Raw genomic sequence first — 19,486 nt, 5'->3', positions numbered from 1 at the left:
GCCGTTAAAACCTGACGTACAATTGAACGAGCTGTATCATCACTGACTTGATATTCTTCAGCAATTTGTTGCTGAATCTCATTCAATGTTTGTTTGGCTGTATCATTTAGCTCTTTCGCAAGTGGTAAGATTTCTTTATTTAATAAGGCTTCGTACTGTTCTGGCTCTCCACCTTGACGTATAAATTCTTTATACCCTTCATAAACTTCATCGCCACCTTTCGCTAACATTTCAGGGTTATTAGCCAATCCTGCCTGAATATTATTTAGCGAACTTAAAGCACGTTGTTTATAGGTATTATCAGGCAATGCTTTGATAATGTTTTCAGCACTTTGTCTAAAGTTCTCTGGCAAATCTTTCTGTTGTTGTATAATCTCAGCACGACCACTTTCAGTGAGTAAACGATTATCCACAGTTACAGAACCATTCAACATGCCTGTCACTTGGTCACGAGTAATTTCTTGCGTGTTGTTGATATCACGGTTGGTGATATCTGTCACATTCGTCACAGTACCTTGACCTAAGGTTGCCTTGGTCAGTTGTTCTGTTTCTTGCCCGCCACTATTTAAACCAATGGTGGTCGAACCTTTGGGATGATTAGCGGCTTCTTTAGTTCCTTTTTGTGGAATACCAATACTCGTTGATACATTAAAGCCACTGCTACTGTTATAGTTGTGGTCTTCGATATCTTTGAGTTCTAATGCACCTGTATAATTCAGTTTGCCATGATCAGTCAGTGTGCCATCACTATTCTTAGTTGCATTGGCAATTACACCACCAATATTGGTGACGTTTTTAACACCCATCGCATCTAGGTCGGCATTGTTCTGTGCATTTCCAATTAAAAGTTTACTGGTGACATTTACCCAAGCACTGTCACTATTCCCTTTATTTTGGTTATAACCCGCTGAAACGTTACTTAAACCACTTGAACCAAAGCCTGCACCAATCGAACCACCTTTACTGCTATTACTTCTAGTCGCTGTATCCTGCAAGCTTTCTACATGAATTTCATTGACTTTCAAGCTACCGCGATCTGCAATAGAAACCTCGCCACCCTGAATATTCAGCTTGTTAATACTGCCAGCTGTTTGGTTCAGCTCAACTTGACTGTTTACATGCGTTAGGCTTTCACTTTGTGATTTGCTGGTTTGCTTACCAATTGAAGCGCCACCACCGCCACCATAGGTATAACTCACACTTTGACTGTTGGTTTTACTACTGCTGTCCTGTGATCCATGCTCGGTTCCAGCACTCACATTCAAATCTTTTGTACCGTCAAAGCTGGTTATACCTGTTGCAGATACACGGCTGCCCTGAATATTCACATCCTGATTCTCAGATGTCAGTCTCAGATTATTTAAATCCAGATGACTGCCCTGCCATTCACCTTGCAGCGTATTGGTTGTAGTTGTTGTTTCAATACGTTCGCCATTCGCTCCAATGGTAAAACCATAGGTTGCAGTGCTCGCAGCGGCTGCAGCCGCAGCTGCACCTACAGCAATTTGCGCACTCGCCAAATTTGCTGTCGCCATTGCAACATTCGCTTTGCTGTCATCCAAAGCATCTTTGGTAATTTTTCCTGTAGCATGGTCACGCTGTGCTTGGCTGTAAGCATCTTTGGTATCGGACAATGCCTTTGCTGCATCTTTAACAACGACAACGGCCAAAGCAGCATCGAGGTAGGCATTGCGTACACCAACCTCTGTACTGATGGTTTCGGTATGTGTTTTGTCTTCAACCGTGGTTTTATTTTCATAACCGCCAATATTGAGTTCACCACGGCCATGATCAATAACAGTATCACCTGTCGCTGTAATTTCCTGACCTAAAATATCTACGCCATCAGTACCTTGAATTTTAAGATTTTCTGTTTGGATTGAACCTGTCTTATGCGTTGTTTCTGTGCTTTTACTACTTGTCGTCACATCTTCACTGACAAATCCGCCTAAACGAATATTGTCTTTATTCAGCTTAACACCCAAGCCTTCAATCGTTTCTTTGCTCTGTGAATGCTCTGAAATATTCTGTTCTTCAGCAGCATTCAGCGTGACTTGTTGACCTGAAATTATTGTATTTTTTGCTGCAATATCGGTACTGGTTAATGTCGTTTGACCTGCAGATCCGGCATAGACATTGTCGGCATTTAAGCTTGTTCCAGTGTGTTGTGTTTGCTCTCCTCTTGAGCTTTTTGACTCACCCACTGTTATTTTTCCAACTTTTAAGCCAGGTGCTAATGCCTCTATGCCAGCTAATCCAATTGCAGTTACTTTGACTAAATCTTTAACAATTCCACGATAGCCCTTCTGCTGCTCATCCCATTGTTGGTCATGGGTTTCTAAGCTACTAAGTGTCACATTTTCAGGCATCAATGAGCCATCTACTGCTTTTAATGTGCCATTGGCTTGGCGTTGCATCAATGTATTCCCAACATAGATACTTTGTCCTGCTTTAACATCATTAGCTTGTAGTTCTATATTTTTCCCTGCATTGATATCAACATTTTTGCCAGCGGTGAGTTGGGTTTGTGTAACTTCTTGGTCGATATAACCTGTTTGACGGTTTTTATAGGTTGCGAAGTTTGTATTTGCAGATGTACTACTTTGGCTTGTTTCATTTAGTGCAGAGTTTAAAGTCACAACACCATTTTTAGCTTGGATTTGAATTGTTTCACCAGCATCTGCTTTCAAATGTGTTGCTGTGATATCACCTTGCTCAGTATTGAATACAATATTTCCACCTGCATTGAGTTGGTTCGCAATTGATTGACTAGATTTCGAAATGTCATTGCGCTCAGTACTCCGTGCCAATATGCCTCCTGATTTAGCAGACATAGCGACATCAGTTGCTTTCAAATCCTCGCCATTCTCAAGTTTTATACCGTGCTGTGCATTCAGTACAATATCACCTTGTTTACTTGCAAGATCGACAGCTTTGCCAGCAATTTGATTTGCCTTTAACTCAACCGTGCCTTGACTGTGAATAGAAGTACCTTGATCAGCTTGGGTAGTGGAATAGTTATAATTCTTTTCGTTTGCATAACCTTTGTTGATCGTACTTGTCTGAATTGCCCCAATCGTTAAATCGCCTTGGCTTTGGATAGACGTTTGACCATTGGCATTCTGAATTTCCGAACCCACTAATTTGGCATCGCTACCCACACGGATTGTAATGGTTTGGGTTAAATTTTCAGTATCTGTAGATAATTGATTCAATGCTGTTTTAGTATAAATTCCAGCTAAACGATCTATGCCTGTATATGTAAAGGTACTCTCACCGAATATGTTTTGACTGTTTTGAATTGAACTGCTTAAGTTAAAGTTTTCACCAACATTTAAATCTACCGTTTTTTCTGCTTGGATCTGACCACCAACAATATTTAAATCTTTTTGAGTGGTAATCCCGACTTGATTGGCCTGAATTCGGCCATTCAGCAATTCAACATTGTCAGCACTTAAAACAACTGCTTGACGACCTGCAATCGTACCTGAATTGAACACGTTTCCTTGTACTTTTAAATCGATTGAGTTTGCAGATATGAGTGTGCCATCACCTTTTAAATCCCCCACTCGAGCTTTAACATAGACTTGTGGCACTAGTGTTTTAGCTGTGGTTCCATCTGCAAGTTTTACTGTTTTCTCTTCTAGCCAGACAATATCGCTGGTCAACTGAGCAATCTGTGCTTCTGACAGTGCAACCCCTACACGTAATCCATACTGTTTAGCAAATGATAATCCATTGTTCATCAAAGCTTTGTATTGCTCCTCATCGGAACCATAGCCTTCTAAGAAACGGAAACCTGTGAGCTGAGCAACTTGATCTTGTACTAAACGCTGTTCATAAAAACCATCACCCATTCGTTTTTGCTGCATCGCTGGATCAAGCCCCAACGCATCCAACATATAGTCTGATGATAACCAGTTTCTATAATTGGCAAATGCTGGATCAGTCTCAACGATATATTGCGCTTGGCTACCTTTTGCAGTGATATATAACGCATTACTAGGCAAGGTTAAATGATCTTGTGTGACTGTTCTGATGCTCACATCTTGGCTTTCAGGCTGCTGGCTGGTCAATGGCGCCGTCACCACTGTATTGGCCGCATCAATATTACGTTGTACCGTTTGGGTATTCAGCTGTTCAGTCGGATCGATATTGCCCTGACTTTGAGTATATTCTTTCACTACTCCTAGTTTAATCGGTAAAACTGTAGCAACTGGGGCTGGCTGATAAGTCACTTTATCTCCCCATTTATTGCGATGTTCTGTTCCTTTTGTATTCCAGCCTACGGTATGCCATTGACTGTATCCGCCTGAGGCAACCGCATCCACACGATGCAGATCTGTGTTGTTATCATTATTAATTTTATCCAATCCGTTGGTAATTGCTAAACCAACCAGCACCTGGCTATCTTTATTATGAAATGAAGTATTAGCGTCAAAGCTAAGGTTCCCCCCAGCAATGATTTGAGCTGGACTCGTCGACTGAACTTCTTCTTCACTATGGATGTTGGTATAAATATAGTGTGTCCAGTCCTCACCTATTTCCTTCGTCGCTTCACCGCCTTCAACTTCAGGTACCCACAGTACCGCATTATCAGCATCGCCGCTATCTGTAAGCTTAATGACTTTCGAATCCCAACGCTGCCCATTTTTTTCATATTCAGTTATTTTTTCTCGGGACTTTTCAATCAGTTCAATCACCAAGTTTTCATTGCTATTTTGAATCTGTTTGGCACCTAAATACATATCTCCAAGTGATTCAATTCGTGCACTGCCATTATAAATTTGATCCGCACTGCCTTGGGCTTTCAGATTTAGATCTAAACTGCCGCCGATATTTAAATCGCCTGCACTAAAGATCCAAGCATTGTCTTGTGCTTTCTCTTTGACAGCCCCTCCTGACTGATTATTGAGTGCTTTCACCCCTAAATCCATATCTCCGCGCGAGGCAATCACAGCCCCTATACCGGCAGCATTTGATTTGTTGTCTAAGGTATCTGCTTGAATCGCCACATGGCCGCCATAAATACGGGCTCCATCATTCCACACCTGATTGGCTTGAATATGGGTGAGTTCACCATTCACTAAACCTTGGTTATGTACCATATCTTGTGCAGTTATATGTGTTTCATTCGCTGAAAGACTCGCGCCTGTTTCATTGCGGATATTTTTCGCGCTTACTTCTAATTTTTGACCCGCGCTCAGTTCAGACTGATTCACGACATCATTTTCAGTATTCAGCTTCAATGTTCCATTCGCTAAAATTTGGTCAGCTTTTGTATGGGTGTAGCTTTGTTTCAGATCAATATCAATATTGCCTTCACTGATGATCTCTCCCTGATTCATCAGTTCATTCGCTTTGAGATTCAATTGGTTTTTCGCCAACAACTCTCCGCCTGCATTATTGACGCTGAGTGTTTTATTTGATGTGCCAATATTTAAAGCATTGAGGCTGCTCAGCGTGCCTGACTGGTTATTCAGCTGCTTGCTTAGGTTTAAATTGGCTTGATCCGTCACACGAATCACGCCAGATTGGTTATCCAACTCGGCTGCAGTGATCTCAATATTTTTTGCATCAAAACCGCCAATGGCAGCTGCATCTTTGGTTTGCGCATTGAGTACTTGATTAGCTGATGCAGTCAGTTTTTCGCCTGCAGCAATATGGCTTCCTGCTCCACTGTTATTAATCGTGTCTGCATTCAAATCAATATTTTGCTGGGCTTGGATTTGTCCAGCGGTGTTGTCAATTCGTCCGCCCGCTGTTTGCTGCTGAATGTTTAAATCAGTTTGGCTGCTGATTTGACCCGCATTATTATTTAGGTGCTGTGCGCTTATTTGGGCTGAACCAGCAGAGGCCATATAACCCTTGCTGTTATCGAGCTGGCTCACATAGGCAAGCTCTAAGCTGCCTTGGCTGAGTATGCCTGCGGTACTGCCCGAATCCTTGTTAATTAAAGCATTGTTATGCGTATCAATTTTAACCGACTGCTTCCCTTGGATGAGTCCAGCTTGGTTATTTAATAGGCCTGTGTTTAATTCAACCGCATTGGCGATCATTTTTCCGCTTTGGTTGTTCAGTGCATTTAACTGCGTATTGATCGTGAGCGCTTGTTCAGCTGCAATTTGCCCATTGCTATTGTCTGCATCAGCAGCCTCAATTTGCGCATTTTGTGCGGCATAGATATTGCCCTGCTGGTTTAAAAGCTGCCGTGCTGTCAGCTTAAGATTCTGCGCTAAAATTTCACCTTCGGCATTATTTAAATGGTCCGCATTCAGTACCACATCGCTCTTGGCAGAGGCTATAATGCCTTTATTGTTATTGAGCTGTGAAGCATCAATATTGAATTGCTGCCCCGCGACAATTTGACCTTGGCTATTCTCAAGCCCCGCCGTTTTTAAGCTGAGATTCTTGCTGCTTTGCAACCTTCCTAATGTATTGTTCACTTGCATAGCATTAAGATCAAAGCTTTCGCCTGCAATCACGGATCCTTTTTGGTTATCAACATTGTGTGCAGTGATATTCACCACTTGAGCAATGAGTTGTCCATCTTGGTTTTCAAAGCTTTGTCCATTGAACTGCAATTGAGGCAGCTGGATTGCACCGCCATTATTTATAATGCTGTCCTGTATGTTCAGGCCAATATCCGCATTATTTAAAATTTGTCCTGACACATTATGAATACCTTGGGCAATTTGAATTTGACCTGCATCAAATGTTTTTGGCGTTAAATCAACAGGCTTAGCAACCGTAATTGAACTGCTGTCTTGTGCAGATGAATTTTGCTCTGGGTTTGTGACAGGCGGTGCCGTTGTGCCTGTTTGATTGCCTGCTGTATTGTCTTTCGTCGCTAGCCCAATCACACCTTGGCGATTATCCAAAGTTTTAGCTGTGATATTCAGCTCTTGCTGTCCCGTTTGCTGTATTTGACCTTTGGCATTACTTAAATTCTGTGCACTAAGATTAATTCTCCCCGCATTCATTACCCCAGTATCGTTATTGATATTTACCTGAGCATTGAGCTTGAGTGCATCACTGGTCGCAATTAATCCACTATTCTGAATGTCTATCGCATCCACTTGAATTTTGCTTTTTGCACTAATGTTGCCGCTGTTAGCCACATTGTGCGCTTGGATGGCGATTTGATCTTTATTCGCAATGATGTTGCCTGTATTGACCAAATCACCATTGGCATTCAAAGTCAGCTGATTTTCAGTGGCATTGATCGAGCCTGCATTACGTACACCCAAGCCTGCCTCTGTGCCCACCAAGAATATCTTGCCTGCATACATGCCACCTAGCTGCGCAACATCTAATGCAAAATCAGGCGTTGTAGTTTGTGTAGTAGACTGACCATTGATTGCGTCAACTTTAAGTGCAGTTTGATCTTTGACATGAATATCATTTTGCCCCAGCACCGTGGTGAGCGCATTGGCATACAGTCCAGCGTTCACCTTCAGTGCACGTGCGTAAATATCAGTATACGGCGTTAAGCTGCCATTAAGGCCTTTGCCTTCAATCGTCACCTGTCCATCACGTACACGGAATGATTCCAAATAACCTTGATTCACTACGGCTTGGCCCGCTGCCAAGCTGAAGCGGTCAGCATTAATCACGCCGCAGCCATCACAAACCAAACCCGATGGATTGGCAATCACCACCTGTGCCGACTTGCCCGCCACTTCCAAATAGCCTTTTAGCTGACTTGGATTACTGCTATTCACTTCATTGAGAATAACTTTAGCTTCGCCCTTTGCAAGCCAAGGGTTACCTTGTACCCATCCACCCAGCTGAGTCAGCATATTATTGCGCGAGTTGTTTAATATCGCACCTTCTTGCCCAACATCGAATTGGCTATAGGTATTTCGCGAAACCCCGCCAGCACTTGGCGTTTGAATATTGACTTGAGTAAGGCCATTGCTGCTGTTCAGCACTGTCGCCTGCTGTGAACTCGGTGCTGATTTGTCGGCAATAATTTGTGTATTCGCCATACTGCTGAGCGGTAAAGTATAAACCACAGCGCCGAGTAAGCTAACCACAGCAAAATTCAATGGGTTTAATTTTTTATAATTATTTATCATCAAGGATGCGGTTTGTTCTGAATCGCCATCACCTGAAGCTTTAGTTTGTCCAGTTGCTTTGGTTTTGCCTTTTACAATTTCTGCAACTGCGATAAACATGTCACGAGCTTGGCTAAAAATAATGCGATAGCGATTCTTATTCATGATAGTGTGCCTTATTTCTTAATATTCAATTATGTTTCAATTCATTGATTTAATGTATTTTAGCTAAAATAGGATGTTGCTTAATCCAAGCATTGGCTACCACTTTTTCAACCAATTTCCCGTGAAAATTCATGACTTTTAGTCCATGAATATCACCTTTGTGATATAGCGCTCTAACACATTGTTTTGGGAATAAATAGTTTTCAATGATGCGTTTAATTAATTTACTTTGCCCATGAGGCGCGAACCAATGAATTAGCCACATTCGATCTCCACTATTCCAATTGGGATGTGTATAGATCCAACGCTCAGAATGAACGTATTGCGCCTCTTGATTTGCGTCCAGATTTGCCCATGAGATATAGCCTAATGGCTGAGAATTTTGACTAAAAACTGCAAATTGACGGCTTTTAATAGTGGGTAGCATCTGTAAAGCAAGATCTGAAACGGATAAATGTTTACAATTTTCAGATACAAACCATAGCCAAGTCATCGCGCCTAAGACTTCAGCCTCATTCCATTGCTCCGTTGGAAAAAGTGCTGGCGAAATGACATCTACATTTTCAAATTTCATCTAAATAAACCAATTTCTAATTCAGTCATGTCTTGAATCAATACATCCAGTTCAGGCTAAAGCCCGTGGTGTAATCATCGGTTTTAAAGCCATCTGGTTTTTTCAGCGGTGCACCAGCAAAAATATCATAGCTGACCGACTTCAGCACTTGTCCGCGCAAGCCTACGACAGCACCCATCAGGCTGGTACCGACTAAAGGATTTGGCTGATGTGCGGTTTGTCCACCCACTTCGCCATAGTCCACGCCGGCATACCACTGCATCGGCAGTTTGAACATTGAGCCACTCAATTCATTGCGAACTAAAAAGCCATTGTCTGCCATTAAAGTCTGCTCGCCATCAAAACCGCGCACGGTATAACGGTTACCAATAGAAAAACGGTCTTGCGGCGTCAGCGGTTTTTGGCTGTGTTGCATGCGCCATTCTGCTAAATACTGCAGATTTTGATTACCTACTTTAAACGGCACTTGCAAGCTGGCATTGGCTTGCCAGATGCCAACATGCGTATAGGCTTCACCAAAGTCTTCCTCTGGCGCCGCCATCGCTGAAAATGCACCTGTACCACGCTTATAGGTCACTGCACCATTCAGCGTTGCATTAGACAAATATTCTGTATGCGCCAAACTTGCCTGCCAACCCGCGGTTTTGCGGCGTTGTACTTCTACTTCGACATCTTCAATAAAGTTTTTTGATTCACGCACCCAACCGCCGAAAGAGGCTGTGGTTTTACGGTGTGCATCACGATAAATCACACGTGATATATCCACATTGATCAGTTTACTTTCTCCACTGTATTTATAGCTTTGATTCGTACCGACCACATTCTGGTGATAATCCGACTGGCTTAAGCTCGTGCTGAGCAGCCAGTAATTCAGAGGAATGCTATAACTGAGGTAATAGCCGTCTGAGCCACGCTTGCCGGAATCACCTCCGCCCAAATCATGGTTATAGCTAGCAAAGAACAGATCATTTGCAGTAAAAAGATGGTCTAAGGAAAGCGTTGCCGTACCTTGGTATTTACCTGTCGATTCCGAACCAGCGTCATCTATACCTAAATGAATGCGGTATGGCTTAGACTGCTGCCAAGCCAGCTCCAAGTCACTATAGCCAGGTTCGTTACGCTGAGCAGAGGGATGAATTTTAAAATCAGCTTCTACAGTCGGTACACGTTTAAAGTTTTCCAAGCCCTGTTCAATATCACGGATATTTAAGATATCGCCAGTTTTAACCGGTAGCGCATTGAACTGATGTGCACGTTTCGAAGTACCTTCAGCAAATTGAATCTGATCGACTTTACCTGCAATCACCTGCAACTGAATTTCACCTGAAGCAATATTTTGCTGTGGCAAAAGAACACGCGTAGTAATAAATCCACGGCTGATAATTCGGTTTTGAATTAAATCTAATGCCTGATTTAAGCCTTTCACACCAATGCAGCGGCCAATTAAATTGTATTCACCTTCAATAACTGGTCGCATGGCAAAAGTGAATTCACGGGCATTTTCCCCGATTAATATAAATCTTTTTATTTCAAAACAGAGGTCTTCACTGTTGGATTTTAAGTACTGCAGCTGCAGCTGTTGTTGTAATGCTGTTTCCAGACCTGTTTGCACAGTGGCAGCAGGCTGAAGCTGCTTTTCCAATGCTTGGTCGCGTTGTAGTTGACGGTTAAACTGATCTACGACAACAGGTTCAGTTAAAAGCTCATTAGCGAATATAGATGAACTACATGAACATATAAAAAATAAACCCAAAACCCTTTTTTTAAACTTCAAATTCAACATTAAAATTCTAAATATTTATGATCGATATCCACTTTTATTGTCTCAAAACCAAGAAAAAAATGAATGGCATTTTCAATCAAAAAAATAAGATATAGGCATAATACAATATTTTAAACAAAAATACTCAAACTAAATTATTTAATATCAATAACTTGAAAAACTACAAACACAAACTAAAAATCAAATTTAGCTATACTAAACAATAAGAATTGTAAAATAATATGATATATAAAACACATATTTATTAAATAATGAGTGAATTATCCACTTTTAAGTGTATCAATAATTAGAAATTTTGGTGTCAAATTGTATTACATCACTACACTTAAATAACTTCCACAAAATTAGGTCACGCTTATAGTCGAATGATCACTTAATTTTGATTAATTAAGGGTAGATCCAATATGCATACCTTTGTGTAACACAAACTATTCCTACTAACTAGGCGGATCTTTAAGTCACAACTATCGTAAATATCAAAGCCCTATTATATCTAGGGCTGTTTAAAGATTAATTTAATAATGATACTAAAGTTAAAAACTAAGCATACCGTGCAAATGACAGATCATCTGCTTGAATCGATGGTTGTCGCTGAGCAATTAACTCTGCCAACAATTGTGCGGACCCACATGACATTGTCCAACCTAATGTGCCATGACCAGTATTGGTCCATAAATTCTGAACATGTGTTTGCCCAATGATCGGTGTGCCATCTGGTGTCGTTGGTCTAAAGCCAGTCCAAAATTGTGTCTTTTCAATTCGACTCGCCTGTGGAAATAGCTGACTTAATACCATCTTTAAGGTATTTTCACGTTGTGGATTCAATCTTTTATCAAAGCCACAAATTTCAGCCATACCGCCTACACGAATGCGATCATCAAAGCGTGTTAAAGCCACTTTATAACTATCATCAAGTACAGTAGATACCGGTGCACAATCTGAGTTCACAATCGGTGTCGTAATTGAATATCCTTTTAATGGATAGACAGGCAAATTCAATTTTAAATGTTGTGTTAGGCCTCGACTATAGCTACCTAAAGCAAGCACATATTGATCAGCCGTCAAAATACGTTTATCTGTTAGACGAATACCTTGAATTTTCTGATTTACTTCTAAGAGATGTTCTATTTCAGTGTTGAAAATAAATTTCACGCCTAGAGACTTACAGCGCTCAGCTAACTGCGTTGTAAATTTATAACAATCACCTGTTTGGTCACTTTGTAGATGTAAACCACCTAAAATTTTAACCTCTGCTTTTGCAAGTGCAGGCTCAACGTTGAGTAACTCTTGCTCATTCAGCAATCGATGTGGCACGTTTTCAGCTTTTAAGATTTTAATATCTTTTTGAACGGCTTCAAGCTGTTGTTCAGTACGAAAAATCTGTAATGTACCAAGTTGTCTCGCATCGTAGTGAAAATTAATTTCTTGACGAATTTGATCAAAACAGTCACGACTGAACTGTGAAATCCGAACCATCCGTTCTTTATTGATCTGATAGCGCTGTGCATTACACTGCCCTAGCATTTGCAACATCCATTGATATTGAAAATGATCTCGCGTCATCTGAATGGCGAGTGGTGCGTGTGATTGAAACATCCATTTCATTGCTTTCAATGGAATACCTGGTGCAGCCCATGGCGAAGAATAACCAGGAGTGATTTGCCCTGCATTTCCAAAACTTGTTTCTAATGCTGGCCCTTTTTGACGATCAATTACAGTAACTTGGTAACCTGACTTTGCTAAATAGTAGGCTGTTGTTACACCAATGACGCCGGCACCTAAAACCATAATATGCATACTGAAATATTCCTTTAAATTTAAGCGCCAAGCTTGAGCTTGTTCAAATAACTGATAAGTGCTTGGTAGATATGATCCTGAAGATGTACAGTGCCTATACTCATATTTCGCGCTCTCGCTTGATAACGACGAACTGATGGTAGTCTCAGTCCCTGATCACGATAGCCATCAAATAATTCTTCAGCTTTTGCAAAATATTGATCCGCATATTTACCCAGAATTTTTTCCGGTGAAATTGCTACAATAAACTCACCACCTAATGGCGACCCACCAGCCCCTGCATCAATACGCTGGGCTTCCAAGCTTAAAACATCACCAATAAGTGGACCCGCTAAAAGCTCGACCATTGCCGCTAATGCAGAGCCTTTGTGTGCCCCAAAAGTTTTCATCGCACCTTCATCTAAAATGGTTGCAGGGTCATTACTTGGTAAACCGTTCTGATCTACGCCACAACCATCCGGAAGCTGCTCTCCACGTTTTCGATAGAGTTCAATATCACCACGGGCCATAGCAGTGGTTGAAAAATCGAATACAAAAGGATGTGCTTGCTTTGGGCGTGGCCAACCAAAAGCCATTGGATTAGTACCAAACATCGGTATTTTACCGCCTTCTGGCACTACCCATGCATGATTTAAGGTACAAGCAAATCCAACCAGATTCGCCTGTGTCAATAATTCAATTTCATACCATAAAGCAGTGGTATGTACACAATGATTGATTGCCAACAATGCAATCCCTTCCTGCTTTGCTTGCTCAATAAGTTGAGGCATCGCTTTTGCAAAAGATAAAGGTACCATTGCATTTTTTGCATTTACACGCATGATCGAACAACTTAAGGTTTCAATTTCAGGCTTTGCATCTGCAGAAACAGTTCCCTGTTCTAAAGAATGAATACAATTCAACAAGCGATACAATCCATGAGAGTGACAATCATCAATCTGAGCTTGCATCAAAACATCAGTGATTGTTTGCGCATGTTCTAAGCTATATCCAGCTTGGTTTAAAATTTCTAAACTCAACGCGTATGCTGTATCAATAGAGATTTCCATATGTTTTATCCTTCTGATTTTATTGATGTCGATAAAGGCGACTGAGTAAGTTTTTTATGTGGTTTTCTGAGGAAGCTCATAATCAAAATTAAACTTGCAAGCGTTAAAGTCACAATAGTTTCATAGCGATGTTGTTCTGAGAAAAACATGTAACCGAGTACTGTTAAAATCGTAGCTACGACAAACCAACTCAGCCAAGGAAAGAGCCACATTTTAAAATCAAGCTTTACACCTTGTTTTTCTAAACGTGAACGTGATGCAATCTGTGACATGGCAATCACTAAGTAAACCAATAAACCGATTGCATTCATTGTCGATAATAAGACCATGAACACTTTTTCTGGAAATACATAGTTAATTACAACTGCCACTAGAGCAACTGCGGTACATGCTAATACTGAAACCTGTGGTACTTTATGTTTAGAGACCTGTGATAAAAATTTTGCTGCATCGCCACGCTGGCTCAATGAATAAAGCATGCGTGAAGCTGTATAAAGCCCTGAATTTAAGACACTTGTTACCGCGACAAATACAATAACGTCCATGACTAGGCGAGAACCAGGCACATTTAATACGTGTAACACATATTGAAAAGTCCCCATTTCCTTAAGACCTGGTGCATTCCAAGGCACAATACACAGTACAAGGAAAATCGAGACAATATAAAATAAGCCAATACGTGCAATCACGATATTTGTTGCACGTTTGACTTGCCGAGCAGGATCTTTAGACTCGGCAGCCAAGATCGACAGCATTTCTACGCCAAAAAACGTGAACATCGAAATCAGCATGCCGGTGAACACCGCACCATAACCATTTGGAAACAAACCACCATGCTCTAAAATTTTACCGACTCCTGAAATATTTTCAGCAGGTGCAAGTGGCCAAAATCCCATTAATGCCGCAATACAAAATAAAATAAATGCAATGATTGCAAGTACTTTGATGAGAGCAAACCAAAACTCAAACTCACCAAACTTACGTACGTCCATTAAGTTAGTACAGGCCAATAAACAAATACATAAGACTGCAAATAACCAAGATGGAAATTCTGGGAAATAGTGATGAAAAATATTGGCACCTAAAATTGCTTCAAATGCTACAACCAGAACCCAAAACCACCAATACAACCAACCAATGGTAAAACCTGCCCAATGACCGAGTGACTCACTCGCATAAGTCGAAAAAGCACCTGAATCAGGTTTGCGAATGGCCATCTCACCGAGCATACGCATAACAAATAAGACCATTAGTCCAGTCAACGCATATGAAATTAAAATCGCGGGGCCAACAGTATTGAGCGCAGTTGCGGAAACAACAAATAAACCAGCACCCACAATCCCTCCTAGGGTAATCATGGAAACCTGCCTATTAGATAAGGCGTGCTTTAAAGCACCATTATCATTATTCATTATTCACCTTTTGTATTATCTTTGGTATTGAATATTCATATTCATCCTCAGATATATAAAAGTAAATTTAAATGCTATGAATTTAAGGATTATATTTATTCCCTTTTTTCCTTATATATTTTTTATGAAAAAAATACCCCCAAAACTTGAGGGTATTACATATATAATTTTATTTTAATGATTGATAGGATTATTTTTTAAATACAGATTTTCATTTTTTCTTTTGTATTGAATAATCAGTGAGAATAATAAAATAATAAGCGTCACTGCAAGTGATAAGTAACTCTCATAGCGATATTCAGGTGACAAGAACATGTAGATGAGTACAGATAAAATCACACCGATCACTGCCCAGGTCAACCATGGGAAACACCACATTTTAAAACTCGGTTCAATACCTTGACGTATTTGTTGTTGTCGCATTCTAAGTTGGGAAATGGCAATTACTAAATACACCAACAATGCAATAGCGCCTGTGGTCGATAATAAGAAACTAAACACTTCTCCTGGAAATGCATAATTTGCCCAACAGCCTACAAAACCTGCGATACTCGACAAGATAACTGCACGACATGGTACGCCACTTTGGCTTAATTTCATCATACTGGCTGGCGCATCACGACGTGTAGATAATGAAAATAACATCCGTGACGCTATATAAATTCCAGTATTCATGCAACTACACACGGCGACAAACACAACAAAATCAATAATAAACTTAGTGCCCGGCACATTGAGCACATGCAGCACATATTGAAATGTCCCCATCTCTTTAAGGCCCGGTGCATTCCAATCCACTAATGCGACAACCAAGAAAATGGACAAAAGGTAAAACAAAGCAATACGGTAAATCACTAAGTTAGTGGCACGTCGAATCTTTTCTTGAGGATTTTCTGACTCGGCTGCGGCAATTGAAACCACTTCAGCACCAAAAAATGAGAAAATTGTGACCAGCACACCAGCCAATATTGTCCCTAAACCATTGGGTGCAAACCCACCTTGGCTATACAATCTCTCTATACCACTAACCTCTGCCCACGGCCAAAAACCAAATACAGCCATGGCACCAATCACAATAAAGGCTAAAATTGCAATGACTTTAATTAACGCAAACCAAAATTCAAACTCACCAAAACTTTTTACATTCAGTAAATTCGCGGCGGTTAAGGCAATCATAATAAATACGGCAAATGCCCAAGAAGGAACGTCAGGAATATAGCTATGTAAAATTTCCGCGCCTGCAATCGCTTCGACCGGAATAATTAACACCCAAAACCACCAATAGAGCCAGCCAATACCAAATCCTGCCCAAGGTCCTATGGCTTTAGTTGCATAGGTTGAAAAAGAACCTGAATCTGGAGATGTGACTGCCATCTCCCCCAACATCCGCATGACCAGAAATACTAAAAGCCCAGTCAGAGCATAGGACACTAAAATAGCTGGACCTGCTGTCGCGATCGCCGAGGATGATCCAATAAATAACCCAGCACCAATCATTCCACCAAGGGTCATCATGGTAACTTGCCGACTAGATAGATTTCCAGAGAGTTGTGTTGGTGAATGTGATATTTGACTCATTAACATCCCTTATGAGCAGTCATCTTCCCTTATTCCAATTCTAGCATTGTCTTATATTTGAATAGCTTAAAGCCTTGTATTCGAGAATCGATTGAATTGATCTTTGGGCCAATACACTGCCTTTTAATATTTAAATTTAATCATTGTAGTATGTTTTTGACCTTTCTAAACAACAAGCGAAAAAAGGGAATAGTGGCACAACTTATTTTCATAATTATTTATCTAATAGCGACTACATTAAATAAATGAAGCGCCTAATATTATAAATATTAACCAAGATTTAAAACATATACACATTTTAAATTTTACCTTTTTCTAATCATTGAGGGAAAAATGAGTCAACTTTCCTATATACCTACAACGAATAATCCTTGGACAACTTATTTAAAGCAATTGGAAAAAGTTGCACCTTATTTAAGTCACAGTTCAGATCAATTAGAAACATTAAAACGTCCTAAACGTGCTTTAATTGTGAATATTCCTGTTGAAATGGATGATGGGCGTATTGAGCACTTTGAAGGTTATCGTGTGCAACACAGTCTCACTCGTGGACCAGGCAAAGGTGGTGTACGTTTTCATCCCGATGTAGATTTAAGCGAGGTCATGGCTTTATCTGCATGGATGACAATTAAATGTGCAGCATTGGATCTCCCTTTCGGGGGTGCAAAAGGTGGAGTGCGCGTAAATCCAAGTCAATTGTCCAAACGTGAACTCGAACGATTAACTCGACGTTATACCGCAGAAATCAACAATATCATTGGACCACAAAAAGATATTCCAGCCCCTGATGTTGGGACTAACCCTCAAGTCATGGCATGGATGATGGATACCTATTCAATGAATGCAGGTACGACAGTGACAGGCGTGGTCACTGGAAAACCAGTACATTTAGGTGGATCACTTGGGCGTGCCAAAGCAACAGGTCGTGGTGTTTATATTACCGGTCTTGAGGCAGCAAAACGTTTAAATATTTCAATTAAAGATGCACAAATTGCCGTACAAGGTTTTGGTAATGTGGGGAGTGAAGCTGCTTTATTGTTTATGCAGGCAGGTGCCAAGGTCATTTCTATACAAGATCACTCAGCAACGCTTTATCAAGCTCAAGGGATTGATGTTCAAGCCTTGATGCACTATCAACGGCAACATGGCTGCATTTTAGGCTATTCATGTATAGATGAAATTCCCTCTACAGAGTTTTGGTCGCTTCGCACAGATATTTTGATTCCTGCTGCACTTGAAGGGGTAATTACGGTTGCTATTGCAGCAACCTTACATACACGTTTGATTCTAGAAGGATCAAATGGCCCGACTTTACCTGAGGCAGATACTTTATTGGCCGAACGCGGTATTACCATTGTTCCTGATGTGATCTGTAATGCAGGTGGCGTGACCGTGAGCTACTTTGAGTGGGTGCAAGATTTAGCCAGTTTTTTTTGGACCGAAATCGAAATTGATCAAAAGCTTGATCGTATTATGCAACATGCGATCAATACAGTCTGGGAAATGTCTAAACAGAAAGACTGTTCACTGCGTACAGCAGCATACATCTTGGCCTGCGAGCGTATTTTAAATGCGCGCGTTGACCGTGGAATTTACCCAGGCTAAAGGGCGCTCACTATGAATATTCTCTCTAAAATTCCCCTTACAACGCTAATTTTAGCGGCAACGCTTTCGACGTCCATCTATGCACAAAAAATCAATGATCATCTTGAAATTGGGGGCTGGCTACGTGCCAATATTCAAGACAAAAGTTATAGCCCTAGTGATCAAGATTTAAAATTTGATGCAGCAAAGCTGATGATTCAATACAACAGTGAAGCTATGAGTGGAGAGCTTGAATACCGCTGTTATCAATTTGATCAAATTTGTGATTTTTCAGCATTAGTCGATGCCAATCTAAGCTATCACATTAGCAATCATCCTGAGCACAAACTAACCGTAGGCATTCAAGCCTTACCCTTTGGCCCTGCTCGCAATTGGTCAAGTAATTGGTATGGGGGATTATTGGTCAACACAGGTTTAGAAGATGTCCATAATTTAGGCATTAAGTACCAATATCCATGGACAGATCAAACGCAAATTGAAGTGGCTTATTTTGTCTCTGATGCCGGCAACTATTTTGGTAAAAGCCAAGATGCTGCACGTTACAGTGCCAATCTCGTCAAGACTGGACAAGACAGTCCACTCAGCGATCTAGCAGAACGTGATTTATGGCTCGTACGAGTGAAACATGGATTTGAGTTAAATGAACATACCGATCTGAATATCGGTGCTTCTTACTGGTACTCAACGATTGAAAACCAAAGTGAATCTCAGCGCGGTAAAAGTGAACGTTGGGCTACATTTGCGACTCTTCAGCATCTGAATTGGGTACTTACACTCACTGCAGGTCAAACGCGCTTAGAGAACAAAGATCCACTCTATCCCCACACTTCAATGGTGGGTTCATTCGATACAGCCTATGCTGTTGCCAATGATGCTCATTTTTATACGGCAGATCTATATTACCCTATTCAGTTAGGTGACAAGTCGACGATAACGCCTTATGCAACTTATAGTTACCTCGATAAGATGCAGGCTAGCTTTCAAGATTCAAGCCGTTTCATTTTAGGGACTCAATGGGATTTATATCCTTTCTCTATTGCGGCTGAATATATTGTTGGGAAAAGCGATTATTTTATTGGCGGTACAGAACTCGCTTTTGCACAAGGAGATAGTGATCGAGAGCGATTATTTAATCTCATCTTTCTCTATCATTTTTAAACGAACAGCCCGCGCCTCACAGCGTATCACCCAAAAATCAAGCGTGTTCTTTTCAACACGCTTGATTTTCAACATACTCAGTGCAGAATATCCAGTGAATTTAATGCAACATCATTCTTATTCAACAAGAACAGCTTCATTGTGTTTAGGCTGAATGTTTGCATACATAAATTCGTTTTATATTGGCTCCATCCTTTGCCTTCTGCTAGGATAATTTGCACAACACTGCGAAAAGGTATTTGCAGTATTTTTCATATAAAAAATTAAGTGATGGTATAAATTTTGCTTATTTATACCTCGTTATA

General features: G+C 40.7%; 9 protein-coding genes. 2 read left to right on the top strand and 7 right to left on the bottom strand.

The annotated features are described in order from the left end of the window. From AC5YCI_RS14440 to AC5YCI_RS14410, 7 genes are all read right to left on the bottom strand, one after another. A partial coding sequence (locus tag AC5YCI_RS14440) for a two-partner secretion domain-containing protein (RefSeq protein WP_496175773.1) occupies positions 1-8,225 on the bottom strand: 8,225 nt, incomplete at its 3' end. Between the two features lie 49 nt (positions 8,226-8,274). Next, the gene (locus AC5YCI_RS14435) at positions 8,275-8,799 is read right to left on the bottom strand and encodes a toxin-activating lysine-acyltransferase (RefSeq protein WP_496130469.1); all 525 of its coding nucleotides are present in this window, start codon (positions 8,797-8,799) and stop codon (positions 8,275-8,277) included. 37 nt (positions 8,800-8,836) lie between these two features. Further along, entirely contained in the window at positions 8,837-10,582 is a 1,746-nt protein-coding gene (locus AC5YCI_RS14430; protein ID WP_496175772.1) for a ShlB/FhaC/HecB family hemolysin secretion/activation protein, read from the bottom strand. Positions 10,583-11,122: 540 nt separating this feature from the next. Further along, positions 11,123-12,379 carry a D-amino acid dehydrogenase gene (locus tag AC5YCI_RS14425; protein WP_496175771.1) on the bottom strand — a complete coding sequence of 419 codons (1,257 nt, stop codon included), beginning with the start codon at positions 12,377-12,379 and terminating at the stop codon, positions 11,123-11,125. Between the two features lie 20 nt (positions 12,380-12,399). After that, positions 12,400-13,428: an Ldh family oxidoreductase gene (locus AC5YCI_RS14420; RefSeq protein ID WP_496175770.1), complete on the bottom strand. Its 1,029-nt coding sequence runs from the start codon at positions 13,426-13,428 to the stop codon at positions 12,400-12,402. Positions 13,429-13,433: 5 nt separating this feature from the next. After that, on the bottom strand, positions 13,434-14,840 hold the full coding sequence (locus AC5YCI_RS14415; protein ID WP_496175769.1) for an amino acid permease: 1,407 nt from the start codon (positions 14,838-14,840) through the stop codon (positions 13,434-13,436). 174 nt (positions 14,841-15,014) lie between these two features. Continuing rightward, positions 15,015-16,418: an amino acid permease gene (locus tag AC5YCI_RS14410; protein ID WP_496130464.1), complete on the bottom strand. Its 1,404-nt coding sequence runs from the start codon at positions 16,416-16,418 to the stop codon at positions 15,015-15,017. Positions 16,419-16,751: 333 nt separating this feature from the next. Here AC5YCI_RS14410 and AC5YCI_RS14405 point away from each other — a divergent pair, with 333 nt between their 5' ends. After that, positions 16,752-18,023: a Glu/Leu/Phe/Val family dehydrogenase gene (locus tag AC5YCI_RS14405; protein WP_496175768.1), complete on the top strand. Its 1,272-nt coding sequence runs from the start codon at positions 16,752-16,754 to the stop codon at positions 18,021-18,023. 12 nt (positions 18,024-18,035) lie between these two features. Next, positions 18,036-19,181 carry a hypothetical protein gene (locus tag AC5YCI_RS14400; RefSeq protein WP_496175767.1) on the top strand — a complete coding sequence of 382 codons (1,146 nt, stop codon included), beginning with the start codon at positions 18,036-18,038 and terminating at the stop codon, positions 19,179-19,181. Positions 19,182-19,486 lie beyond the last annotated feature (305 nt).

It is taken from the genome of Acinetobacter sp. CY17, from assembly GCF_059515825.1.
The sequence above is the reverse complement of the archived record's forward strand: the minus strand, read 5'-3'. Positions and strand labels throughout refer to the sequence as shown.

Coding starts and splice junctions, on each gene's coding strand:
- AC5YCI_RS14435 (WP_496130469.1), bottom strand. CDS start 8,799: ATGAAATTTGAAAATGTAGATGTCATTTCGCCAGCACTTTTTCCAACG.
- AC5YCI_RS14430 (WP_496175772.1), bottom strand. CDS start 10,582: ATGTTGAATTTGAAGTTTAAAAAAAGGGTTTTGGGTTTATTTTTTATA.
- AC5YCI_RS14425 (WP_496175771.1), bottom strand. CDS start 12,379: ATGCATATTATGGTTTTAGGTGCCGGCGTCATTGGTGTAACAACAGCC.
- AC5YCI_RS14420 (WP_496175770.1), bottom strand. CDS start 13,428: ATGGAAATCTCTATTGATACAGCATACGCGTTGAGTTTAGAAATTTTA.
- AC5YCI_RS14415 (WP_496175769.1), bottom strand. CDS start 14,840: ATGAATAATGATAATGGTGCTTTAAAGCACGCCTTATCTAATAGGCAG.
- AC5YCI_RS14410 (WP_496130464.1), bottom strand. CDS start 16,418: ATGAGTCAAATATCACATTCACCAACACAACTCTCTGGAAATCTATCT.
- AC5YCI_RS14405 (WP_496175768.1), top strand. CDS start 16,752: ATGAGTCAACTTTCCTATATACCTACAACGAATAATCCTTGGACAACT.
- AC5YCI_RS14400 (WP_496175767.1), top strand. CDS start 18,036: ATGAATATTCTCTCTAAAATTCCCCTTACAACGCTAATTTTAGCGGCA.